Raw genomic sequence first — 23838 nt, 5'->3', positions numbered from 1 at the left:
GGTTGCACCCGCCCTACGCAGCTCTCGCAGCTTTGGGAAGAGAATATAAAAATGACTGACGCCATCCGTTACGAAAAAGGTCAGGACAATATCGTCGTCCTGACCATGGAGATGCCCGGCCAGAGCGCCAACACCATGAACGCGGTATACCGCGAAGCCATGGGCCAGATCGTCGAACGCCTGGAAGCGGAAAAGGATTCGATCGCGGGGGTGATCGTTACCTCGGCGAAGAAGACCTTCTTCGCCGGCGGTGACCTCAACGAGCTGATCAAGGTCACCAAGGCCGATGCTCAGGGTTTCTACGAGATGATCCTGAGGATCAAGGGTCAGCTGCGCCGCCTGGAAACTCTCGGCAAGCCGGTGGTCGCCGCCATCAACGGTGCGGCGCTGGGCGGCGGCTGGGAAATTGCCCTGGCCTGTCACCACCGTATCGCCCTGAACGAAAGCCACGTGCAACTCGGTTTGCCTGAAGTGACTCTCGGTCTGTTGCCGGGCGGCGGCGGGGTGGTGCGGATGGTGCGCCTGCTCGGTCTGGAAAAGGCGTTGCCGTATCTGGCCGAAGGCAAGAAGGTGCGCCCGGACGCCGCGCTCAAGGCTGGGCTGATTCACGACCTGGCCAGCGACCGCGACGAGATGCTGAACAAGGCCCGTGCCTGGATCGCCGCCAACCCGTCCGCGAAGCAGCCGTGGGATGTGCAGGGCTACAAGATTCCCGGCGGTACGCCCAGCTCGCCCAACGTGGCGCAGATGCTGGCCATCGCCCCGAGCGTGTTGCGCGACAAGACCAAGGGCTGCTTCCCGGCGCCGGAGAAGATCATGTGCGCGGCTGTCGAGGGTGCGCAGGTCGACTTCGACACTGCGCAGATCATCGAAGCGCGCTACTTCACCGAGCTGACCACCGGCCAGGTGGCGAAGAACATGATTGGTACCTTCTGGTTCCAGCTCAACGAAATCAATGCTGGCGGCTCGCGCCCACAGGGCTATCCGAAAACCCAGACGAAAAAAGTCGGCGTGCTCGGTGCCGGCATGATGGGCGCCGGCATCGCCTATGTGTCGGCGGCAGCTGGTATCGAGGTGGTGCTCAAGGATGTGTCCCTCGACGCGGCGGAGAAGGGCAAAAGCTATTCGGCCAAGCTGCTCGACAAGAAAGTCAGCAAGGGCCACATGACGGCCGAGCAGCGTGAGGCTTTCCTAGCGCTGATCAAGGCTACCGATAGCGAGGCGGATTTCGCCGGCTGCGACCTGATCATCGAAGCCGTATTCGAGGATCGTGCGCTCAAGGGCAAGGTCACCGCGGCAGCCGAAGCTGCTGCGCTGAGCGATGCGGTCATCGCCTCCAACACCTCGACGCTGCCGATCTCCGGCCTGGCGACTGCCGTGGCCAAACCGGAGAAGTTCATTGGCCTGCACTTCTTCAGCCCGGTGGACAAGATGCCGCTGGTGGAGATCATCCGCGGCGAGAAGACCAGTGACGAGACGCTGGCGCGTGGCTTCGACTACGTCATGCAGATCAAGAAGACCCCCATCGTGGTCAACGACAGCCGCGGCTTCTTCACCTCGCGGGTATTCGGCACCTTCACCAATGAGGGCCTGGCTATGCTCGGTGAAGGCGTCAGCGCGGCGATGATCGAGAACGAAGCGCGCAAGGCCGGCATGCCGGTCGGCCCGCTGGCGATCAGCGACGAAGTGTCGATGAGCCTGATGAATCACATTCGCCAGCAGACCATCAAGGATCTGGCGGCCGAGGGCAAATCCATTCCCGAGCACCCGGCGTTTGCGGTGATCGATCTGATGCTTAACGAGTTCAAGCGTCCGGGCAAGGCGGCCGGTGGCGGTTTCTACGATTACCCGGCAGGCGGCAAGAAGCACCTGTGGCCCGAGCTCAAGGCGCGTTTCGAAAAGGCCGATGCGCAGATCTCGCAGGAGGACGTGCGTGACCGCATCTTGTTCATCCAGGCCATCGAGACGGTTCGCTGCGTCGAAGAGGGCGTCTTGAAGTCAGTGGCCGATGCCAACATCGGCTCGATCTTCGGTATCGGCTTCGCCGCCTGGACCGGCGGTGCGCTGCAGTTCATCAACCAGTACGGGGTGAAGGACTTCGTCGCCCGTGCGCAGTACCTGGCCGAGCAGTACGGCGAGCGCTTCCTGCCTCCAGCTCTGTTGCTGGAAAAGGCCGCCAAGGGCGAGACGTTCTGAGCCTCCCATGTAGGGTGTCGCGGGGCCGCCCAGGCCATGCGCACCGCTTAAGCGGAGTGTCCCCGGTGCGCACGGCGCACCCTACGGATGCAGAAACGGCCCGAAAGGGCCGTTTCTCATTGGCTAGCTGACTGGCTGAGTCAATCGTCCAGCTGGTCGCGAATCACCGCGCCGCTCTTGCCGTCGATACGAAATTCGTGAATACGGCCATCCTGTTTCAGGCCTTCGCCCTCCCAGTAACCGTCATTGTCGGCTTCGATCTTGTGTAGCTCCGTGTAGCCAGCTGCACGTGCTTTGCTCAGCGCCTCGTCGATGCTGATCCAGTCACTGCCGGGGCGATCCGCGAGAGCGTTGCCAGCAAGCAACAGGCTGCCGGCGAACAGGGCGATCAGAGTGCGTGTTTGCATGGGGCCAGTTCCTCGTTCCGTGAATGTCACGAGGAGTCTAGACCATCGCTTTCTCACGCCGCCTGGCACCAGCCCTGACGGATGCACACGGCTTCGTGGATCGCCAGCATCTCGCTATGGCGAGTCGGCATGCGTAGGGTCAACATGCTGCCATCATCGAGTTGCAGGGCGGCTTCGGTTTCGAACTGCAGGCTGCCATCTTGCAGGTGGGCGTAGGTGACGCCGTAGGCGTCCAGGCTGAGTTGGCTGTGCATGGCGGCTCTCCTGGGTTGTGTCAGCTCGGACGAACGTCGCGGGCTGGGGCGGCAGCCTGCTCGGGACGAACCGGTACGACGGTCTGGAAGGCGGAAGCGGCGGCGAAGCTGGCGAGTGCGGCGTAGATGCTCATGATCGATTTCCTTCTGTGCGATGAGGGCGACTGCCCGATGTGGCGATATTCGCTGCGGGCGTGCAATCACAGAAGTGAATGGCGTGCATGGTAACTATCGAAGCGGCTGATGAAGCGTCGCCACGCACTGACAGGGTAAAGTTTCGTCAATTTTAATTGACGACTGTTCGTGGCATTGCACAGCGCCGATAATCGCGGATCTGCTTGAAAATCGGGGTTGGCTATTTATTTGTGCGAATTCATATGTTAAGAAAAACGCACAAATTACCCGCCCGCGTGTTCATCACAGGAAACCTCATGCCACTGCGTATCTGTATTCTGGAAACTGACATCCTCCGCCCCGAACTGGTCGACCAGTATCAGGGCTATGGCCGCATGTTCGAGCAGTTGTTCGCTCAGCAGCCGGTTGCGGCGGAGTTCAGTGTCTACAACGTGGTGGATGGCCATTACCCGCCCGATAGCGAGAAATTCGATGCCTATCTGGTGACGGGCAGCAAGGCTGACTCTTTCGGCAGCGACCCCTGGATTCAGACGCTCAAGGAGTATCTGCTCGAGCGCTACAAGCGTGGCGACAAGCTGCTGGGCATCTGCTTTGGTCACCAGCTACTGGCGTTGCTGCTCGGCGGCAAGGCTGAGCGTGCAGAGCAGGGGTGGGGCGTGGGCGTGCATAGTTATCGTCTGGCGGGCAAGCCCGAGTGGATGAGCCCAGAGCTGGATGAGCTGCAGTTGCTGATCAGCCATCAGGACCAAGTCACTCGCCTGCCGGAAAAGGCCACTCTGCTGGCTTCCAGCGACTTCTGCCCGATTGGTGCCTACCACATCGAGGATCAGGTGTTGTGCTTCCAGGGGCACCCGGAGTTCGTTCACGATTACTCGCGGGCGCTGCTTGAGCTGCGTCAGCAGCATCTTGGCGAGCAGATCTATCAGCAGGGCGTGGATAGCCTCAAACACTCGCAGCAGGGCAGTGCTGTGGCGGAGTGGATGATGCGTTTTGTCGCTCAGGGCAAGCAAGCCAAGGCCTGAGTCTGATATCGAGACATGAAAAAGCCCGGTTAGCCGGGCTTTTTCATGTCTGCTGAGTGAGCACGAAGTAAGGCGAGAGCCGTTCGCTTCTGTTCGGTGGCGGGCTGCTGCGTTGCCGTTTGAGGCTCTCGGCCAGATCCAGGTGATGAGCCAGTTTGTGGCTGCATTCGATGTTGCGCGCCACGGCGCCAGCCGAGCCTTTGCCGATGCCACTGAGGGCCAGCAAGGTGGTCAGCAGCGACAGGCTGGCGAGCACCAACAGGCGGGTGCGGTGATTTTTGATCATGGCCGTTCACTCATCCTTGCGAGCGCGCGCCGAGTAGGGCGGGCAGATGAGCGATCAGGCTCTGTAGTGGGCCTGCTTGTGCAAAGGTCGGGGTGCTTGGCTGGACGGCAGCGTAACTCACGACCAGCACCGTCGAGGTGCTGATCAGGTACAGGCCGATGGCAGCGAGAGCGCCGTTGCGGGCGGCTTGAGAGAGGCGGGACATGTTCTGTGCTCCAGGTCAGGAGTTGGCGTGGGCACAGAATCGCCTAAGTCATTTCGATTGAATAATGGATGCGCGGCAGAGTAACTATCGATAGATTTGATGACTGGCGCGAGCTACCTGCTCGCGATCGCGTCAGGCCTCATGCCGAGGCCAGTTCCTTGTCCATGCTGCTGATGCATTCGCTCATGGCTTGCTGGCAACGTTCGATCAGCGCGGGCATGTCATCCAGGCTCAGGCCGGCAGTAGGGATGGCCGGCAGCGAGCGAATCATGATGCGGCCGCTGTTCCAGCGATTCAGACGCATGGATTGGCTGTAGTTGCTCACGCACACCGGGATGATCGGTACGCCGGCCGCGATTGCCATCTGAAATGCTCCTTTCTTGAATGGGAGCAGACCGCGGCCGAGGTTGCGCGTACCTTCGGGGAACACCCAGATCGAGGTGTCGCGGTGACGCAGGGTTTCGGTGGTGGTGAGCATCGCGCGCTTGGCGGCGACGGCATTGCTGCGATCGATCAGCACGTTGCCGGCCAGCCAGTAGAGCTGACCGAAGAATGGCACCCACTTGAGACTCTTCTTGCCGATGCTCACGGTACGTTTCGGTACCACGCGGCCAAGCACGTAAAGATCGAAGTTGGACTGGTGGTTGGCGATGATCACGCAGGAACGCTGGTGCTCCAGCAGCGGGCGTACGTCGGTCTTCAGCTTCAGGCGCAGCAGGCACAGGGCGGGCAACGAATAAAGACGGGCGCAGAGGCGGCTGTTGTCCGGATTGAACGGGCGGCACAGGCCGAGCAGCAGGCCGAGCAGGCCGGCCAGGATGAAATGCACGCCCATCAACAGCATGCGCAAAACGAAGAGCATTGGGGAGAACCGTCTGGGAAGGGGCGCGCAGTGTACGGGCGTTCACTCTGCCGGGCAATTGCTCGAAACCCCCGCTTGGCGTGCGTAACGTCCTGAATTGTCGCAGAACTTGTCGGTTTTCAGGTCCATGTAGAAAGGGCGCCTTACGGCGCCCTTCAATGCTTACTCGGTCTCTGCCTTGGCCGGCTTGCCTGGCAGCAAACCGTCGGCGCGAAACATCGCCTTGATGCCGCGCAGTGCCTGGCGGCTGCGGTCCTGGTTCTCGATCAGGGCGAAGCGCACATGGTCGTCGCCATAGTCGCCAAAACCCAGGCCGGGCGAGACGCAGACCTTGGCTTCTGCCAGCAGCTTCTTGGCGAACTCCAGCGAGCCAAGATGGGCATAGGCGTCGGGAATCTTGGCCCAGATGTACATCGAGGCCTTGGGTTTTTCCACCATCCAGCCGATCTCGTGCAGGCCCTTGACCAACAGGTTGCGGCGTTGCCGGTACTGTTCGGCGATATCGCGTACGCACTGCTGATCGCCTTCCAGTGCGGCGATGGCCGCGACCTGCAGCGGGGTGAAGGTGCCGTAGTCGTGGTAGCTCTTGATCCGCGCCAGGGCGCTGACCAGCTCCGGGTTGCCGACCATGAAACCGATCCGCCAGCCGGCCATGTTGTAGCTCTTGGACAGGGTGAAGAACTCCACAGCGATGTCCTTGGCGCCCGGTACCTGCATGATCGACGGCGCTTTCCAGCCGTCGTAGACGATGTCGGCGTAGGCCAGATCGTGAATCACCAGCACATCGTACTGCTTGGCCAGGGTCACCACGCGCTCGAAGAAATCCAGCTCCACGCACTGTGCGGTGGGGTTGGAGGGGAAACCGAGGATCATCATCTTCGGCTTGGGAATCGATTCGCGAATCGCCCGTTCCAGCTCGGCGAAGAAGTCCACGCCCGGCACCAGCGGTACGGAGCGCACCTGAGCACCGGCGATCACCGCGCCGTAGATATGGATCGGGTAGCTGGGGTTGGGCACCAGTACGGTATCGCCATGGTCCAGGGTGGCCAGCATCAGATGCGCCAGGCCTTCCTTGGAGCCGATGGTGACGATGGCTTCGCTTTCCGGATCGATCTCCACGTCGTAGCGGTCCTTGTACCAGCGCGAGATGGCGCGGCGCAGGCGAGGAATACCGCGGGAGGTGGAGTATCCGTGGGTGTCTTCACGCTGGGCGACCTGCACGAGCTTCTCGACGATATGCGGCGGAGTCGCACCGTCGGGGTTGCCCATGGAGAAGTCGATGATGTCTTCACCGCGACGGCGTGCGGCCATCTTCAGTTCGGCGGTGATATTGAAGACGTAGGGGGGGAGACGATCGATGCGCGCAAAGCGGCGCTTGGCGTTGTCAGCCATGATTTCCTCGGATACGTAAGCGCCCGGAACCGTCCGAGCGACGTTGGCCACTGCGGTGGCCGGCGCTAAAGATAAGGGCTGCCGAACTGCGCTGTCCAGCGCAGTTGCGGGATAAAACAGCGAATCAGTCGCTTCAGCTCAACTCATCTTTCAAGCGCAGCAGCAAGGCGCCCAGTGCCTCCACATCAGCGTCTTCGGTGCGCCAGGAGCAGAGGCTCAGGCGAAAGGCGGGGCGGCCCTGCCAGACAGTGGGGCCGAACCAGACTTCGCCAGATGCCTGGGCTGCTTGGCGAATGGCGATGGTCTGTTCGTCCGTGTCGCCACGCACCAATACTTGGTTCAGCACAACCCGGTTCAGTACCTGATAGCCGGCGTTGCGTAATGTGCTGGCCAGTTCTTCAGCCTGGCGGATATGGCGGTCGATCATCGCTTGCAGGCCGTTGCGGCCCAGGTTGGCCAGAGCCGCCCAGATGGCGATGCCACGGGCGCGGCGAGAGAACTCCAGTGTCAGGTTCTTCTGCGCATCCTTGCTTGCCGAGGCGTATGCCGCATCGCTGTTCATAGCGGCGGCCAGTGCATCGGCGTCACGGCATATCGCCATGGCACTGTCGTAAGGGGTGTTCAGCCACTTGTGTCCATCGGTCGTCCAGCTATCTGCCAGCTCGACGCCCTCGAGCAAATGCGCTGAGGATGAGGCTCGCGCCCATAGGCCGAATGCGCCATCGACATGCACCCAGGCGTTAGCCTCGCGGGCGATGGCAATCAGTTCGGCAAAACGGTCGAACTCGCCGGTATTGACCTCGCCGGCCTGCAATATCAGCAGCGAGCGTTCATCCAGTTCAGGCAGTCGGGCTGGGTCGATACGCCCGTACTGGTCCACTGGCGCATAGTGCAGGTGGTTCATGCCGAAGCCGAGCACGCGCAGCGCTTTCTTCACCGTGATGTGTGCCGTTTCGGCGAGTACGACGCGGATCTGCGGTGCGCCGAATAATCCGTCACCATCGAAATCCCAGCCCTGGCGTGCCAGCAGTACACGCCGTGCGGCAGAGATACAGGCCAGGGTGCAGGCGGTTGCACTGGTGCCAAACCCCACGGCGCTGTGATCCGGTAGCCCTAGTGCTTGGCAAACCCAGCGTCCGGCAATCTTCTCCAGCCGATCAGCGACTGGCGAATTGTCAAAGGACGAGGCACATTGATCCCAGGCCAGTACCAGGCGTTCCGCAGCAGCTGCCACCGGCAGTGTCGCGCCGATGACGAAACCGAAGTAACGCGCGGCATTACTCGCTACGGTGGCCGGTGAGCCAATTTCGTCGAGCTGGCAGAGTACCTGATCGGCAGCATGGCCTTGCTCTGGCAGGGACTGGTCGAAGGTGGCCAGGGCGGCGATGGCTGTGGCGTCGGGGAAGACCCGGCGCGTGGGAATGCCGTCCAGGTATGTCAGGGCGCGGCGGTCGGCTTCGGCCAGCAGGTCGTGTTCGGTCATGAGGGAATCCTCGGCTAGGGACTGTCTACCCTAGCCGAGCCCGGCAGGGCGCGGCATACACAGGCGCCGACGAAGGCGGCTGCAACAGTTACCCGAGTGATACAGTCCGTACCGATACAGTGAACTGTTTCACCGGTACAGTTGCTCAGCCGCCGAGCATATCGTGCATCGCAATGATCTGCTCGGCCACCTGGATCAGCTTCTGCTGGCGGCTCATGGCTTGGCGCCGCATCAGGGTATAGGCCTCTTCCTCGTTGCAGCTCTTCATCTTCATCAGCAGACCCTTGGCCAGCTCCACGCGCTTACGTTCGGCCAGCTGTGCGTCACGCGCCTGCAACTGTGCACGCAGCGCCTGATCGCTCTCGAAGCGGGCCATGGCCACGTCGAGGATCGGCTGCAGGCGTTGGGCGTGAATGCCCTCGACGATATAGGCACTGACGCCGCTCTGGATCGCCTGGCGCATCACGCCGGGGTCGTGCTCATCGGTGAACATCACGATCGGTCGTGGCTGATCGCGGCTGACCAGTACCACCTGTTCCATCACGTCGCGGCCGGGTGATTCGGTGTCGATCAGGATGACGTCGGGGCGCACCGCCTCGACCCGCTCAGGCAGGTCGATGGTCAGGCCGGATTCGTCGATCACCTCGAAACCCGCTTCGATCAGGGCGCATTTCAGGCGGCCGACCTTCTTCGGGGTGTCGTTGATCAGAAGGATACGCAGCATCGGACGCTCTCCCGGTAATTACAGGGCGACAGCCGGGCTGTCGGCCAGGGCATGGAGGCGGAAGCTGCGCGCGTAGGCGGCCGGGTCGCTGCCGTCCCAGCACGTGCCGTCCTGCAGGATGGAGCTACGCATTTCCCCCGGCACCGGTATGCCCAGCGTCGATGCGGCCTCGCGGTACAGGGCCAGTTGTTGGACCTGGCGGGCCACCCCCAGATAGTCGGGATCGCTACGCAACAGGCCCCAGCGGCGGAACTGGGTCATGAACCACATGGCGTCGGACAGATAGGGATGGTTGACCAGCCCGCCGGCATGAAAGCGCAGAGGATGCTCGTCCTGCCAGGCATGGCCGAGGCCGTCCTGATAGTGGCCGAGAAAACGCGGAGTGATCGCCGAAACCGGTGCGTTGACGTATTCGCTACCGCTGAGCAGCAGGGCGGTGCTGCGTCTGTTTTCTTCGCTCTCGTCGATGAAGCGTGCAGCGTCGAGCACCGCCATGATCAGGGCTCGGGCGGTATTGGGGTTCTGCTCGGCGAAGGCGCGGGTACAGCCCAGCACCTTTTCCGGGTGATCCGGCCAGATCGCCTGAATGGTGGTGACGGTGCAGCCGAGCTGTTCATCGACGGCCTTGGCGGTCCAGGGTTCGCCAACGCAGAAACCGTCGATGCGTTTGGCTTCCAGGTGTTCGACCATCTGTGGCGGCGGCACCACCACGCTGTCGACGTCGCGCAGTGGATGGATGCCCTGGCTGGCCAGCCAGTAGTAAAGCCACATTGCGTGGGTGCCGGTGGGAAAGGTCTGGGCGAAGGTCAGGCGTGCTTCATGCTGGTGCACGTATTGGCGCAGTGCTTCGCCGCTGGTCACGCCAGCGGCTTGCAGGGTGTGCGACAGGTTGATGCTCTGGCCGTTCTGGTTCAGCCCCATGAGCACGGCCATATCCGTGGCGGCGGCACCACCAAGGCCCAGCTGCACGCCATAGATCAGCCCGTACAGGCTGTGGGCGGCGTCCAGCTCGCCGCTGAGCAGGCGGTCGCGCGAGCTGGCCCAGGACGTCTGACGTTGCAGTCTGAGGCTCAGCCCATACTTTTCGGCAAAGCCCTGAGTCGCGGCGACGATCACCGAGGCCGAATCGCTCAGCGCCATGAAGCCGATGTTCAGCATGCTCTTCTCCGGGGCATCGCTACCCCAGGCCCAGGCCAGGGCATCGTCGCGCGGGGTGTCGTGTTCGCTCATGCTGCTTCCTTACCTTCACGCAAAAACATTGATTCATGGACGGCTGCCCATAAAAAGCGTCGTACCAGATCCAGGCGCGAGAGCTCCGGGATTCGATACGACGCCGTTGTCGATCAAGCCGTTTCCGACGTTGGAAGGGCTTTTTGCAGTGAGATGAAGCAAGGCATATGCCAGTGCGGGTTCAGGCCTCAGCGCTCGAGCATCTGCTTGACGCTGCTTTGCGGAATCTGCTGCTTGCGACCCTCGCTGTCAGTGAATTCGAGCATGCCAGTGTCCTTGTCCAGTTCCGGCTTGCCATCGCTGGTGAGCATCTGGCCATCGGTGGTGGTGATGATGTATTCGCTGGCGCAGCCGGCCAGTCCAAACAGGCATAGGGCGACGATGATCCATGACTTCATGATGGGCTCCTGAATGGTTCTTGGGGGGATTCCCCATTTCAGAAGGTAGACGGTGGCGCATCGGCTGCAAGCCGGGGGCGGAAAAAGGCCATTTGGCTTAGATATAAAAAAGCCCCGCACTAGGCGGGGCTCCTTTCACTACGCTTTGATCAGGCCTGAACGACCGGGATCTTGGCGTTGGCTGCCGCTTCACGGAAGTCGGCGATCTGGTCGAAGCTCAGGTAGCGGTAGATGTCGCCAGCCATGCTGTCGATATCCTTCGCGTAAGCCATGTACTCCTCGACGGTCGGCAGCTTGCCGAGAATCGAAGCGACCGCTGCCAGTTCGGCAGAGGCCAGGTACACGTTGGCGCCATCGCCCAGGCGATTCGGGAAGTTACGGGTGGAGGTGGAAACCACGGTGGAGTTGGCAGCCACACGTGCCTGGTTCCCCATGCACAGCGAGCAGCCCGGCATCTCCATACGCGCACCGGCCTTGCCGTAGATACCGTAGTAGCCTTCTTCGGTCAGCTGGTGAGCATCCATCTTGGTCGGCGGCGACAGCCACAGACGGGTCGGGATACCACCCTTGACCTTGTCCAGCAGCTTGCCGGCAGCGCGGAAGTGGCCGATGTTGGTCATGCACGAACCGATGAACACTTCGTCGATCTTGTCGCCGGCCACGGTGGACAGCAGACGGGCATCGTCCGGGTCGTTCGGGGCGCACAGTACCGGCTCGTTGAGCTGGCTCAGGTCGATCTCGATGACTTCGGCGTACTCGGCGTCCTTGTCGGCTTCCATCAGGACCGGGTTGGCCAGCCAGGCTTCCATCGCCTGGGCACGACGCTCCAGGGTGCGGGCATCACCGTAGCCTTCGCTGATCATCCAGCGCAGCAGGGTGATGTTGGACTTCAGGTACTCGGCGATGGCCGACTCCGGCAGCTTGATGGTGCAGCCGGCAGCCGAACGCTCGGCGGAGGCGTCGGACAGCTCGAACGCCTGCTCGACGGTCAGGTTGTCCAGACCTTCGATCTCGAGGATGCGGCCGGAGAAGATGTTCTTCTTGCCTTTCTTCTCGACGGTCAGCAGGCCTTTCTGGATGGCGTAGTAGGGGATGGCATGGACCAGGTCACGCAGGGTGATACCCGGTTGCATCTTGCCCTTGAAGCGCACCAGAACCGATTCTGGCATGTCCAGCGGCATTACGCCGGTGGCGGCGGCGAAGGCCACCAGGCCGGAGCCGGCCGGGAAGCTGATACCGATCGGGAAGCGGGTGTGCGAGTCGCCACCAGTGCCGACGGTGTCAGGCAGCAGCATGCGGTTCAGCCAGCTGTGGATGATGCCGTCGCCCGGACGCAGGGACACGCCGCCACGGGTGCGGATGAAATCCGGCAGGGTGTGGTGGGTGGTGACGTCGATCGGCTTCGGATAGGCCGCGGTGTGGCAGAAAGACTGCATCACCAGGTCAGCCGAGAAGCCCAGGCACGCCAGATCTTTCAGCTCGTCGCGGGTCATCGGGCCGGTGGTATCCTGGGAGCCGACGGTGGTCATCTTCGGTTCACAGTAGGTGCCCGGACGTACGCCTTCGACGCCGCAGGCCTTGCCGACCATCTTCTGTGCCAGGGTGAAGCCCTTGGTGCTGGCAGCAGGCTGGTCCGGCTTCTTGAACAGGTCGGAAGCGCCCAGGCCCAGTTCGGCACGCGCTTTCTCGGTCAGACCACGGCCGACGATCAGCGGGATACGGCCGCCAGCGCGGACTTCGTCGAGCAGCACCGGGGTCTTCAGTTCGAAGGTGGTGATGACATCGTCGGTGCCGTGCTTGCAGACTTTGCCGGCGTAGGGGTAGACATCGATCACGTCGCCCATGTTGATGTTCGACACGTCGAACTCGATCGGCAGGGCGCCGGCATCTTCCATGGTGTTGTAGAAGATCGGGGCGATCTTGGTGCCGAAGCAGAAGCCGCCAGCGCGCTTGTTCGGAACGTACGGAATGTCGTCACCGAAGAACCACAGCACCGAGTTGGTGGCGGACTTACGCGAAGAACCGGTACCGACCACGTCACCGACGTAGGCGACCGGGAAACCCTTGGCCTTGATCTCTTCGATCTGCTTCAGCGGGCCGATGGCGCCTTGTTGCTCCGGCACGATGCCGTCGCGAGCCATTTTCAGCATGGCCAGGGCGTGCAGCGGGATGTCAGGGCGCGACCAGGCGTCCGGGGCAGGGGACAGGTCGTCGGTGTTGGTTTCGCCAGGCACCTTGAACACAGCCAGGCTGTATTTCTCGGCGATGGCTGGCTTGGCGGTGAACCACTCGCCGTCGGCCCAGGACTGCAGCACGGCCTTGGCGTTGGCATTGCCAGCCTTGGCTTTCTCGGCGACGTCGTGGAAGGCGTCGAACATCAGCAGGGTGTGCTTGAGTTGTTCGGCGGCAACGGTGCCCAGGGTGGCATCGTCCAGCAGTTCGACCAGGGTGGCGATGTTGTAGCCGCCTTGCATGGTGCCCAGCAGCTCAACGGCGCGTTGCTTGCTGATCAGCGGGGAAGTGGCTTCGCCCTTGGCAACGGCAGAGAGGAAACCGGCCTTGACGTAGGCGGCTTCATCGACGCCTGGCGGTACGCGGTTGGTGATCAGGTCTACGAGGAATTCTTCTTCGCCAGCCGGCGGGTTTTTCAGCAGCTCGACCAGGCCTGCGGTTTGTTCGGCGTTCAGCGGCTGGGGCACGATACCCTGAGCGGCACGCTCTGCTACGTGTTTGCGATAGGCTTCAAGCACAGTTATTACCCTCATCAGTGGTCCCAAAGGGTTGTCCGGGACGCGATCCAGATACTCATGAACCAGGCGCTTTTCGACTTTATGAGCCGAGCAGCCGAGGTTTCATGAGTCTCTTGTAGAAGCTGCTTTCAAAGTTTTACGCCGGCAGGACGGTTTCTGATGAGGGCTGACGCAGACGCTCGGGGGGACTCCAAGTGGCTGCGCCGCCATCGTACCTGCAGGATCGACTGTGCTCGTGACGCTTTGAAAACAGCTTCCAACGGACATTGGCGCCTTAAAAGGCGGGCCGATTCTAATGGAAAACGCGAATAAAGTTAAGTCGATGTCCCCGTATCGGCAGGGGTGATCTGGATTAGACAAAGGGCTAAGATGCCAGGCCGTTTTGCTGTTTATGTTGTTTCGCCATGTCCAATCAGCGCATCAAGACGCCCTGCGTGGGGCTGTGCTCAACCGTTTACGGCGATGTCGTGTGCCGTGGTTGCAAGCGCTTCCATCATGAGGTGATCAACTGGAACAGCTACAACGACGATGAGAAGCGCGCCGTCTGGACGCGTCTGGAAGTGCTGCTGGTGCAGGTGATGGCGGGCAAGGTCGAGGTATTCGATGAGCAGCGTCTACGTAGTCAGCTGGAGCAGCGGCAGATTCGTTTCGTACCGCAACAGTCGCCTTACTGCTGGGCCTATCAGCTGATCGCACGTGGTGCGCGGATGATCAATCAGCTGGAGGCGTACGGCATGGTCGTACTGCCTGAGTTCCGCAATTGGGCGCTGCCCGAATTGCGTGACGCCATCGATCGCGAATTCTTCCTGCTCTCTGAAGCGCACTACGAGCGTTACATCGCGCCGAAGTTTCTGCGGGAAGGTCTGGAGCTGCGAGTCTAGTCCGGCCCGGAGGGAAAGAAAAATGCCGCTCATACAGAGCGGCATTTTCGTTTCGGGAGCTGGCTCAGCGTTGCGCCACCAGCTCTTCGAGGTGGGCGATGATCTCGTCAGGCTTGAGCACCAGCACGTCACTTTCCAGTGCGTCGAGTACGACCTCGGCGGTATTGCCGATCAGTGCGCCGGAGAGCCCGGTGCGCGCCACGGTGCCGATCACCGTGACAGCCGCATCGAGCTGGTGGGCAACTTGCGGAATTACCACGTCGGCTGGGCCTTCCAGCACATGCAGGCGCTCGTCGCTGATGTCGTATTCGGCCTGGAAACTGCGGCATTGCTCGCGATAGCGGGCCTCGATGGTTTCCTTGAGCTGGAAGGTCGGATCGGCAGCCGACAGCATCGGGGTCGGATGCGCGGTGGTCACGTGCAGCGTGCCCTTAGCCAGGCCAGCGATATCGTAACCATGGCTGATGATGCCGGCATGCAGGGTGCGGTGCTCGCCATCGGCGTTACCGACGTCCACGGCAGCGAGGATGTTGCCGCCGGTCCAGGGGCGCTCGGTCTTGACCATCAGCACCGGGCCTGGGCAATAGCGCAGCAACTTCCAGTCTTCCGGGGTGAGCAGGGCCTTTTTCAGCGGGTTGTCCGGCAGGTGCTGCTTGATCACCAGGCCGCAGCCCTCGGCCTGCTGCACGGCGATGATGGTTTGGTGCTGGTTTTCATGCCAGGACTGCTGGGTGGAGACGCTGAAACCTTCCCCGGCGAGACTGCTGCTGAGATCGTTGAGCCACGCGCTGTGGTCGCCTTTCTTCTCGCAGACCAGCAGGTGCAGGTGTGATTGGGTTACCCCGGCTATCAGTTTTGCCCGTTTCAGTGCGAGGGCTTCTGGGTGTTGGGGATCCATCACCACCAGAATGCTGCGGATCGCTTGCATGGTCATCTCCCTGAGCGTGAATGGCAGTTATCCAACTATAGGCGGGTCGTTATCAGCGGCATGTTGACCTGTATCAACAGCATGCTGGTCGTCCGGCCTGCCACTCGTATAATGGCCCGCCATTTCCAACCTCGCCAGCACCGAGAGCGCTTCAAATATGATGTCAATTACCAAGCATGTTCCGAGTAATGGCGAGGAACCTGTAACGATCCTGCAGGAAATTCTCGAGTTTCTCGGTGGCGTCGCTACCCCTGAGACCTGGCTGGACGAGGCCCTGCGCCAGCAGGAGATCCTCCTGCTCGATCACCGCAACCTGGAATACAAAGCGGCACAGACGGCACTGAGCCTGATGGGGCGCTACCTGACCAAGACCGAATTGACCGCGAGAATGTCGCGTTTGGCCCGTGAGGAACTGGTGCACTTCGAGCAGGTGAGCAAGATCATCCGCGGGCGCGGTATCGAGGTCCGCCATGTATCCGCCTCGCGCTACGCCGCCGGCCTGCGTGCGCTGTTGCGTGGTGGCGAAGTGGAGCGGCTGGTGGATGTGCTGGTGGTCGGTGCGTTCATCGAGGCGCGCTCCTGCGAGCGCTTTGCCGCGCTGGTGCCGCGACTGGATGCCGAGCTGGCCAAGTTCTACGCCGGATTGCTGGAGAGCGAAGGGCGCCACTACCGTGGGTATCTCAAGCTCGCTTACCTGTATGGCGATGCGGCCGATGTGGACGCGCGTATCGAGGTGGTGCGGGCGGTGGAGCGGGACCTGATCACCACGCCGGATGAGCAGTTCCGTTTCCATAGCGGTGTGCCTGCATAAAGCAGCCGCGAAGCGGCCGTCTGATGACCCTCTCCCATTTATGGGAGACGACTGCATGGATGCAGGAGGTAGGGCGACGCAGGACGCCAAAGCCGAGGGTGCCCGAAGGGCGGGAGAGGGGGCAGAGCCCTATAGCTCGAACGGCGCCTGATTGAAGCCCTGTTCATCGACCTGCAACGCCCAGCCCTGACGATCCCAGTCCCCCAGCACGATGCGTCGTGCCGGTTGGCCGTTGACCTCCAGCTCATGCACCGCCGGCCTATGGGTATGGCCATGGATCAGCGTGCGTACGCCGTATTCGGCCATCACCTTGATCACTTCCTGCGGCGTGACATCGACGATATCGCTGGCCTTCATCCGTGTCTGCGCGCGGCTTTCGTTGCGCAGCTTGCGCGCCAGCTTCTGCCGCGTGCTGAGCGGCAGATTGCGCAGAATCAGCAGTGACAGCGGGTTGCGTAGCCAGCGGCGCAGTTTCATGTAGCCGACATCGAGGGTGCACAGGCTGTCGCCATGCATCAGCAGCACGGTCTCGCCGCCTATCTGCACTGTGTGCGGGTCGCTCAGCAGGGTGCAGCCCGCCTCGCGGCAGAACGCCTTGCCGATAAGGAAGTCGCGATTGCCATGCATCAGGTAGATGCGCGTGCCGGCATTACTCTGCTCGCGCAGGGCGCGGGCGATCTCGTGTTGAAAGGGCGTCATGCCGTCGTCGCCGATCCAGACTTCGAAGAAGTCGCCGAGGATGTACAGCGCCTCGGCCTGGCGTGCGCGGGTGACGAGAAAATGCAGAAACGCCCGGGTGATATCCGGGCGTTTCTCTTCGAGGTGCAGATCGGAGATCAGCAGAATCATCGATTTACTCGGCTACGACTTCAGCCTTCTCGATGATCACGTCGTCCACCGGTACGTCCTGGTGGCCGGATTTCATGGTGGTGGCGACGCCCTTGATCTTCTCGACCACGTCCATGCCTTCGACCACTTCACCGAATACGGCGTAGCCCCAGCCCTGAACGGTCGGTGCGCTGTGATTGAGGAAGGCGTTGTCGGCGACGTTGATGAAGAACTGCGCGCTGGCCGAATGCGGCTCCATGGTGCGAGCCATGGCGACGGTGCCGACCTTGTTGGCGACGCCGTTGTTGGCTTCGTTCTTGATCGGTGCGCGGGTCGGTTTCTGCTTCATGCCTGGCTCGAAACCGCCGCCCTGGATCATGAAATTGCCGATTACGCGGTGGAAAACGGTGCCGTCGTAATGACCTTCTTTCACGTATTGCTCGAAGTTGGCCACGGTTTCCGGGGCCTTGTCGGCGAACAGGTTCAGGGTGATGACGCCGTGGTTGGTGTGCAGTTTGATCATGATCGTATCCGTGAAGAGGCAGGTTCGAGCCGATGGCTCTGGGGTGAACAGCGCTTGTCAGGGTGGTATGCACCCTGTCAGGGGCTTGACAGGTTGGTTATGATACGGACTTTGCCCGAAGCGGCCTACCCTGTGCCGCGCCAGTATTGTTAAGGACACCATGAGCAAGCCTACCGTCGAAAAAGCTGCCAACTTCCTGCGCCCCATCGTCCAGGCTGATCTGGACAGCGGCAAGCACGCCAAGATCGTGACCCGCTTCCCGCCGGAGCCCAACGGCTACCTGCACATCGGTCATGCCAAGAGCATCTGCCTGAACTTCGGCCTGGCCGACGAGTTCGGCGGTCAGTGCAACCTGCGTTTCGACGACACCAACCCGGCCAAGGAAGACCAGGAATACATCGACGCGATCAAGGCCGATGTCGAGTGGCTGGGCTTCAAGTGGGCCGGTGAGGAGCGCTACGCCTCCAACTATTTCGACCAACTGCATGCCTGGGCCGTCGAGCTGATCAAGGCGGGCAAGGCCTTCGTCTGCGACCTGAACGCCGAGGAAATGCGCGAGTACCGCGGCAACCTGACCGAGCCGGGCAAGAACAGCCCGTTCCGCGAGCGTAGCGTCGAGGAAAACCTCGATCTGTTCGCCCGCATGAAGGCTGGTGAGTTCCCCGACGGCGCCCGTTCGCTGCGGGCCAAGATCGACATGGCCTCGCCGAACATCAACCTGCGCGACCCGATCCTCTATCGCATTCGCCACGCTCACCACCATCAGACCGGTGACAAGTGGTGCATCTACCCGAGCTATGACTTCACCCACGGCCAGTCGGACGCCATCGAGGGCATCACTCACTCCATCTGCACCCTGGAGTTCGAGGACCATCGTCCGCTGTACGAGTGGTTCCTGACCAACCTGTCGGTGCCGGCACAGCCGCGTCAGTACGAATTCGCCCGGCTGAACCTGAACTTCACCATCACCAGCAAGCGCAAACTCAAGCAGCTGGTGGACGAGAAGCACGTCAACGGTTGGGACGACCCGCGCATGTCGACGCTGTCCGGCTACCGTCGCCGTGGCTATACCCCGGCTTCGATCCGCGCTTTCTGCGACATGATCGGCGTCAACCGCGCCGGCGGCCTGGTGGACATCGGCATGCTCGAGTTCGCCATTCGTGACGACCTGGACGCCAACGCCGCGCGTGCCATGTGCGTGCTCAAACCGCTGAAGGTGGTGATCACCAACTACCCGCAAGGCCAGGTCGAGAATCTGGAGCTGGCGCGCCATCCCAAGCAGGACATGGGCGTGCGCGTGCTGCCGTTCTCCCGCGAGATCTACATCGACGCCAGCGACTTCGAGGAAACCCCGCCGGACGGCTTCAAGCGCCTGATCCCGGGCGGCGAAGTGCGCCTGCGTGGCAGCTACGTGATTCGCGCCGACGAAGCCATCAAGGACGCCGCCGGCAATATCGTCGAACTGCGCTGCAGCTATGACGAGAACACCCTGGGCAAGAACCCGGAAGGCCGCAAGGTCAAGGGCGTGATCCACTGGGTGCCGGCTGCCGAGAGCGTCGAGTGCGAAGTGCGCCTGTACGATCGTCTGTTCCGCTCGGCCAACCCCGAGAAAGCGGAAGAGGGCGGTAGCTTCCTCGACAACATCAACCCGGATTCGCTGGTGGTGCTCAGCGGTTGCCGCGCCGAGCCGTCGCTGGCCAAGGCAGCGGCCGAGGATCGTTTCCAGTTCGAGCGTGAAGGCTACTTCTGCCTGGACAAGGACTCGACTGCCGATGCGTTGGTGTTCAACCGTACCGTCACCCTGCGCGATTCCTGGGGTCAGTAAATGGCACTTTCCATCTACAACACCCTGAGCAAGGTCAAGGAACCGTTCAAGCCGTTGGAAGGCAACAGCGTGCGCATGTACGTGTGCGGCATGACGGTCTATGACTTCTGCCACATTGGTCACGCTCGCGTGATGGTCGCATTCGACGTGGTCACCCGCTGGCTGCGTCAGCGCGGTTACGATGTGACCTACGTGCGCAACATCACCGACATCGACGACAAGATCATCACGCGCGCCAACGAGAACGGCGAGCCGTTCGAGGCGCTGGTCGAGCGCATGATCGCGGCGATGCATGAAGACGAAGCGCGTCTGTCTGTGCTGCGTCCGGATATCGAACCGCGCGCCACCGGCCATATCGCCGGCATGCACGAGATGATCCAGACCCTGATCGACAAGGGCTTCGCCTACGCGCCGGGCAATGGCGACGTGTACTACCGCGTCGGCAAGTTCGTTGGTTACGGCAAGCTGTCGCGCAAGAAGATCGAAGACCTGAAGATCGGTGCGCGCATCGAGGTCGACGAGGCCAAGGAAGACCCGCTGGACTTCGTCCTGTGGAAGGGCGTCAAGCCGGGCGAGCCGAGCTGGGAGTCGCCTTGGGGCGCAGGGCGTCCGGGCTGGCATATCGAGTGCTCGGTGATGTCCACCTGCTGCCTGGGCGAGACCTTCGACATCCACGGCGGCGGCCCGGATCTGGTGTTCCCGCACCACGAGAACGAGATCGCGCAGAGCGAGGCAGCCACCGGCAAGCAGTACGCCAATGCCTGGATGCACGCCGGCGCGGTGCGCGTGGATGGCGAGAAGATGTCCAAGAGCCTGGGCAACTTCTTCACCATCCGCGAGGTGCTGGAGAAGTATCATCCTGAGGTGGTGCGCTACCTGCTGGTGTCCAGCCACTACCGCAGCCCGATCAATTACTCGGAAGAGAGCCTCAAGGAAGCCAAGGGCGCTCTGGAGCGCTTCTACAACGGCCTCAAAGGCCTGCCGGTAGCTGCGCCTGCCGGTGGCGAAGCCTTCGTCGAGCGTTTCGGCGCAGCGATGGACGATGATTTCAATTCACCAGAAGCCTGTGCGGTGTTGTTCGAGATGATCCGCGAGGTCAACCGCTTGCGTGAGTCTGACGTGCAGGCTGCAGCCGGTCTGGCTGCGCAGCTCAAGCAACTGGCCAGCGTGCTTGGCGTGCTGCAGCTCGAACCCGATGCATTCCTCCAGGCCGGTGCTGCCGGCAAGGTGGACGCCGCCGAAGTCGAGGCGCTGATCGCCGCGCGCCTGCAGGCCCGTGCCGACAAGAACTGGGCGGAAAGCGACCGCATCCGCGACCAGCTCACCGCCATGGGCGTGGTGTTGGAAGACGGCAAGGGTGGCACCACCTGGCGCCTGGCCGAGTAAGGCTGATGCTCAACGACAAAGGCCGCTTTCCAGCGGCCTTTGTCATTTCTGAGCCTCGAAGTTCTGGGCCCGTCTAGCTGGCCGGTACCGTCATGGCTCGATGCTTTCGAGCAACTGCAGCGCCAGGCGCACGCGCTCGGCATTCGGGTAGTTGCGGTTGGCGAGTATCACCAGGCCGGTATCGCGCGCCGGAAGCAGCAGGATGTAGGCGCCGAAGCCATTGGTCGAGCCGGTCTTGTTCAGCAGCAGGTCGCCTTCGGCTGGCCTGGGAACACTGAAACGCGCCACGGTCTGCGGTTGCAGCGCCATTTCCGCTGAGTTGCCGGCCTGCAGTTTCTTCAGACTGATGGGGTATGCGTAGCGCTCCCAGCCCAGGGCCTGAGTCATGTCGCCGACCTGGTAGTAGCCGCGATGGGTTGAGCTGATCGCCTGGCGCAGTGGTGCGGGTAATTGATCCGGGTGCAGGTTGGTGTTGATGAAACGCAGCATATCGGTGGCGCTGGATTTCAGCCCGTAGGCTTCAGCATCCAGCGCGCCGGGAGTCACGCGCACCGCCTTGTCGTCGCGGTAGCCCCAGGCATAGTGCTCCATCTGCTCGGTCGGTATGCGGACGTAGCTTTCCTGCATGCCCAGTTGCGGCAGCAAATCCTTCTCCATCAACTGCTGAAACGGCTCGGCCAGACTGGCGGCCGCCAGGTAGCCGAGCAGGCCGATGCTGGGGTTGGAATACAGTCGTTGCGTACCCGGCGGATACACTGCCTGCCAGTTACGGTAGTAATCGAGCATCTGTCGTTCGTTGCTGACCGCGTCCGGGAATTGCAGCGGCAGGCCACCCGGGGTGTAAGTGGCCAGATCCAGCAGGCTGATGTGGTCGAAGGCGGTGCCGCGCAGGACAGACAGATATTGGCTGGCGTTGTCGCTGAGGTTCAGCGTGCCGCGGGCTTCGGCGTAGGCGCCGAGGGTGGCGGTGAAGAGTTTGCTGATCGAGCCCAGCTCGAACAGGGTGTGGCGATCCACCGCCTGGCCGCTTTCACGGGATGCCACGCCGTATTCGAAGAAATGCGACTGCCCCTTGTGGTTGATGGCGATGGCCATGCCGGGAATGGCATAGGTCTGCATCATCGACTTCGCAGCGGCGTCCACCTGTGTTTCCAGTGAAGGAGCTGCCGGCGCGTGGCTGGCGGCCAGCAGCGCCAGGGCGGCGAACAGGGGGCGGTACAGGTGGCGCATGCTGAGTTCCTTTCGTGGCGGGACGACGCCTGTGCTGCTCGATGGGCGAGTGCAGTGGCAAATGTATGGCTTGGGCAGATTCTTCTAACAAAGGTTCAGGGCCGCACGCCCTGTTCACGCAGGCGCTTGTACAGGGTATTGCGGCTCAGGCCAAGGTGGCGCGCCAAGTAGGAGATATTACCGCCGCAGGCCTGATACTGGCTGGCCAGGTCGCCATCATCCGGCTCGAGATGCGCAGGCAGGGGCGCCTCTGTCGGCAGATCGAGAAAGAAATCATCCGGCAGGTGTTCGGCGCGGATGGGCTGGTCGTCGGCCATGGCCAGCGCCACGCGTAGCACGCTGCTGAGCTGGCGCAGGTTGCCTGGCCATGGATGGTGCTGAAACAGCTCCAGCACCTCGCGGCTGATACCCGCACGTTGGCCAGGTTCACGGTGCTGCTCCCAGAGTTTCTGGAACAGCGCCTGCTTGTCACTGCGCTCACGCAGTGGCGGCAGTTCCAGATTCAGGCCGCTGATGCGGTAGTACAGGTCGGCGCGGAACTGGCCGCTGTTGACGTCCTGGCGCAGTGGGCGGTTGGTGGCCGATACCAGGCGCACGTCGACTGGATGCAGCTCACTGCTGCCCAATGGCTGTACGCAGCGCTCCTGCAATACGCGCAGCAGCCGCGCCTGCACACGCAGCGGCATATCACCGATCTCATCGAGAAACAGGGTGCCCTTATGCGCCTTGCGGATCAGGCCGATATGACCCTTCTGGCTAGCGCCGGTAAAGGCGCCTTTCTCGTAGCCGAACAGTTCCGACTCCACCAGCTCCGCTGGAATGGCCGCGCAGTTGACCGCGATGAAGGGTTGATCGGCGCTTGAGCTGGCGCGATGCAGCGCCCTGACGAAAACCTCCTTGCCGGCACCGGTTTCGCCCTGCACCAGGATCGGGATGTCCTTTTCCAGCAGGCGCTCGGCCTGGCGGATGGCCTTTTCCATGCGTGCGTCACCCAGGCTCAGTGCATGCAGATGAGGCTCTTGTGGCGTGCTTTGCGCAACCTGCGGGCGGAAATCGCGAGGCTTAATGGGGGCCGGTCGGGCAGGGCGCCGTACTCGTGCGTGAAAACGAAAGTGGCCGCTGGTGCGCAGGCTGAACGGCTGGCCGTCCGGCTGGTTGAGCAACTGCTGTAGAGGCACGTCGAACAGTTGCTCGATGGCGCCGTAGGTCAACGGTTGGCCCAGCAGATTGTCAGCGCGGCGGTTGGCCGACACCACGTGGCCCTGTTCATCGAACACCACCAGGCCGGCCCAGGGGCTGTCGAGGTTGTCGAGGCTGGTGTTGAAGCTGAGCAGGTGGTACTGGTCGGCGAACAGCTTGAGGATCAGGCGGTTCTCCACCGACTGGCTCATCATCTTGACCATGCCCAGGGTATGCGCTGGCGGCAGGTAGCTGTCGCTGGACACGTCGAGTACGGCGATCATGCGCCGCTGTTCGTCGAAGATCGGCGAGGCCGAGCCGGTCATGAATCGGTTGGCCTTGAGAAAATGCTCGTCGTGCTGGATATGCACGGCCTGGCCGCAACTGAGCGCGGTGCCGATGGCGTTGGTGCCGGTGTAGCGTTCCAGCCAGCTGGCGCCGGCCACGAAGCCGGCGGCCTGGCGTGGCTCGATGAAGCGCTGGTCGCCCCAGGATTGCAGCAGCCGGCCCTGGTCGTCGGCGAGCATGATCAGGCAGTTGGAGTTGGAAAGGATGGTGCCGTAGTAGGGCAGCACTTCCTGATGAGTGGTCTGCACCAGGGCCTGACGGCTTTCCAGCAGCGCCGAAAGATCGCCTGGCGCCGGCGGGTCGAAGCGGGGCGCGCTCTGGTGAGTCAGGCCGTAGTCACGGCAGCGCGACCAGGATTCCTGGATGATGGCGTCATGCGCCGGTGCGCGGGCAGCTTCTGTCATGGTGCGATCTCTTCTTGTTGGTTCGCGATCTGCGCCGCGATCGGTCCAGTTTCGTTCAAGGCTGTTCAAAGTCAACGAACCAATTGTTCAGTTGTTCACATTCGACTGTTCAAAAGTGTTCAGTGGAAAACCGTCGCTGCACCGTTCTTTG

General features: G+C 62.0%; 23 protein-coding genes. 6 read left to right on the top strand and 17 right to left on the bottom strand.

Annotated features, from left to right (window positions below; translation table 11 throughout):
- The first annotated feature begins 51 nt into the window (after positions 1-51).
- Positions 52-2196 (top strand): 3-hydroxyacyl-CoA dehydrogenase NAD-binding domain-containing protein, encoded by a 2145-nt coding sequence (locus EGJ86_RS13015; RefSeq protein WP_125835362.1) that lies wholly within the window; start codon positions 52-54, stop codon positions 2194-2196.
- A 140-nt stretch (positions 2197-2336) separates the two neighbouring features.
- Here the strand turns inward: EGJ86_RS13015 and EGJ86_RS13010 are convergent, their stop codons facing one another.
- The 3 genes from EGJ86_RS13010 to EGJ86_RS25465 are packed head-to-tail and all read right to left on the bottom strand — an operon-like array spanning position 2337 to position 2991.
- Positions 2337-2603, bottom strand: coding sequence for a PepSY domain-containing protein (locus EGJ86_RS13010; RefSeq protein ID WP_125835361.1), 267 nt, complete (start codon positions 2601-2603; stop codon positions 2337-2339).
- 53 nt (positions 2604-2656) lie between these two features.
- On the bottom strand, positions 2657-2857 hold the full coding sequence (ptrC, locus tag EGJ86_RS13005; protein WP_003461392.1) for a type III secretion system co-regulatory protein PtrC: 201 nt from the start codon (positions 2855-2857) through the stop codon (positions 2657-2659).
- 20 nt (positions 2858-2877) lie between these two features.
- Entirely contained in the window at positions 2878-2991 is a 114-nt protein-coding gene (locus tag EGJ86_RS25465) for a PA2485 family small membrane protein (RefSeq protein ID WP_279432779.1), read from the bottom strand.
- A gap of 297 nt (positions 2992-3288) precedes the next feature.
- Here EGJ86_RS25465 and EGJ86_RS13000 point away from each other — a divergent pair, with 297 nt between their 5' ends.
- Complete coding sequence (locus EGJ86_RS13000) at positions 3289-4014, top strand: amidotransferase (RefSeq protein WP_099523709.1); 726 nt, start codon at positions 3289-3291, stop codon at positions 4012-4014.
- Between the two features lie 43 nt (positions 4015-4057).
- Here the strand turns inward: EGJ86_RS13000 and EGJ86_RS12995 are convergent, their stop codons facing one another.
- The 9 genes from EGJ86_RS12995 to acnB form a co-directional block, all read right to left on the bottom strand.
- Positions 4058-4300 (bottom strand): hypothetical protein, encoded by a 243-nt coding sequence (locus tag EGJ86_RS12995; RefSeq protein ID WP_003461396.1) that lies wholly within the window; start codon positions 4298-4300, stop codon positions 4058-4060.
- Between the two features lie 10 nt (positions 4301-4310).
- The gene (locus tag EGJ86_RS12990) at positions 4311-4505 is read right to left on the bottom strand and encodes a hypothetical protein (protein ID WP_099523711.1); all 195 of its coding nucleotides are present in this window, start codon (positions 4503-4505) and stop codon (positions 4311-4313) included.
- A gap of 139 nt (positions 4506-4644) precedes the next feature.
- A complete protein-coding gene (locus EGJ86_RS12985; RefSeq protein WP_125835360.1) occupies positions 4645-5367 on the bottom strand; it encodes a 1-acylglycerol-3-phosphate O-acyltransferase in 723 nt (240 codons plus the stop codon).
- A 162-nt stretch (positions 5368-5529) separates the two neighbouring features.
- The gene (gene alaC, locus EGJ86_RS12980) at positions 5530-6759 is read right to left on the bottom strand and encodes an alanine transaminase (protein WP_125835359.1); all 1230 of its coding nucleotides are present in this window, start codon (positions 6757-6759) and stop codon (positions 5530-5532) included.
- A 133-nt stretch (positions 6760-6892) separates the two neighbouring features.
- Entirely contained in the window at positions 6893-8242 is a 1350-nt protein-coding gene (locus tag EGJ86_RS12975; RefSeq protein ID WP_125835358.1) for a pyridoxal-dependent decarboxylase, read from the bottom strand.
- 145 nt (positions 8243-8387) lie between these two features.
- The gene (locus EGJ86_RS12970; protein ID WP_036999951.1) at positions 8388-8966 is read right to left on the bottom strand and encodes an ANTAR domain-containing response regulator; all 579 of its coding nucleotides are present in this window, start codon (positions 8964-8966) and stop codon (positions 8388-8390) included.
- Between the two features lie 18 nt (positions 8967-8984).
- Positions 8985-10196, bottom strand: coding sequence for a CmpA/NrtA family ABC transporter substrate-binding protein (locus tag EGJ86_RS12965; RefSeq protein WP_125835357.1), 1212 nt, complete (start codon positions 10194-10196; stop codon positions 8985-8987).
- Positions 10197-10384: 188 nt separating this feature from the next.
- The gene (locus EGJ86_RS12960; RefSeq protein ID WP_106732119.1) at positions 10385-10594 is read right to left on the bottom strand and encodes a YgdI/YgdR family lipoprotein; all 210 of its coding nucleotides are present in this window, start codon (positions 10592-10594) and stop codon (positions 10385-10387) included.
- A gap of 149 nt (positions 10595-10743) precedes the next feature.
- Complete coding sequence (gene acnB / locus EGJ86_RS12955; RefSeq protein ID WP_125835386.1) at positions 10744-13344, bottom strand: bifunctional aconitate hydratase 2/2-methylisocitrate dehydratase; 2601 nt, start codon at positions 13342-13344, stop codon at positions 10744-10746.
- Between the two features lie 404 nt (positions 13345-13748).
- Between acnB and EGJ86_RS12950 the strand changes: the two genes are divergently transcribed.
- Complete coding sequence (locus EGJ86_RS12950) at positions 13749-14225, top strand: DUF1289 domain-containing protein (RefSeq protein WP_106732121.1); 477 nt, start codon at positions 13749-13751, stop codon at positions 14223-14225.
- A 64-nt stretch (positions 14226-14289) separates the two neighbouring features.
- Here the strand turns inward: EGJ86_RS12950 and EGJ86_RS12945 are convergent, their stop codons facing one another.
- Positions 14290-15153: a universal stress protein gene (locus EGJ86_RS12945; RefSeq protein ID WP_106732122.1), complete on the bottom strand. Its 864-nt coding sequence runs from the start codon at positions 15151-15153 to the stop codon at positions 14290-14292.
- A gap of 157 nt (positions 15154-15310) precedes the next feature.
- Between EGJ86_RS12945 and EGJ86_RS12940 the strand changes: the two genes are divergently transcribed.
- The gene (locus EGJ86_RS12940) at positions 15311-15964 is read left to right on the top strand and encodes a tRNA-(ms[2]io[6]A)-hydroxylase (protein ID WP_125835356.1); all 654 of its coding nucleotides are present in this window, start codon (positions 15311-15313) and stop codon (positions 15962-15964) included.
- 129 nt (positions 15965-16093) lie between these two features.
- On the opposite strand, the gene lpxH is transcribed toward EGJ86_RS12940, so the two are convergent.
- Entirely contained in the window at positions 16094-16813 is a 720-nt protein-coding gene (lpxH, locus tag EGJ86_RS12930; protein WP_125835355.1) for a UDP-2,3-diacylglucosamine diphosphatase, read from the bottom strand.
- 4 nt (positions 16814-16817) lie between these two features.
- Positions 16818-17315: a peptidylprolyl isomerase gene (locus EGJ86_RS12925; protein ID WP_125835354.1), complete on the bottom strand. Its 498-nt coding sequence runs from the start codon at positions 17313-17315 to the stop codon at positions 16818-16820.
- 160 nt (positions 17316-17475) lie between these two features.
- Between EGJ86_RS12925 and EGJ86_RS12920 the strand changes: the two genes are divergently transcribed.
- The gene (locus EGJ86_RS12920; protein WP_125835353.1) at positions 17476-19140 is read left to right on the top strand and encodes a glutamine--tRNA ligase/YqeY domain fusion protein; all 1665 of its coding nucleotides are present in this window, start codon (positions 17476-17478) and stop codon (positions 19138-19140) included.
- Positions 19141-20526 (top strand): cysteine--tRNA ligase, encoded by a 1386-nt coding sequence (cysS, locus tag EGJ86_RS12915; protein WP_125835352.1) that lies wholly within the window; start codon positions 19141-19143, stop codon positions 20524-20526.
- 90 nt (positions 20527-20616) lie between these two features.
- Here the strand turns inward: cysS and blaPRC are convergent, their stop codons facing one another.
- Both blaPRC and EGJ86_RS12905 read right to left on the bottom strand, forming a co-directional pair.
- Complete coding sequence (blaPRC, locus tag EGJ86_RS12910) at positions 20617-21756, bottom strand: PRC family class C beta-lactamase (RefSeq protein ID WP_125835351.1); 1140 nt, start codon at positions 21754-21756, stop codon at positions 20617-20619.
- A 95-nt stretch (positions 21757-21851) separates the two neighbouring features.
- Positions 21852-23687: a sigma-54-dependent Fis family transcriptional regulator gene (locus EGJ86_RS12905; RefSeq protein ID WP_125835350.1), complete on the bottom strand. Its 1836-nt coding sequence runs from the start codon at positions 23685-23687 to the stop codon at positions 21852-21854.
- Positions 23688-23838: the final 151 nt, after the last annotated feature.

The sequence above is a fragment of the Pseudomonas sp. o96-267 genome (genome assembly GCF_003935465.1).
Classification (GTDB): domain Bacteria; phylum Pseudomonadota; class Gammaproteobacteria; order Pseudomonadales; family Pseudomonadaceae; genus Aquipseudomonas; species Aquipseudomonas sediminis.
Note: the sequence above shows the minus strand (reverse complement) of the source record. Positions and strands in the feature narration are given on the sequence as shown.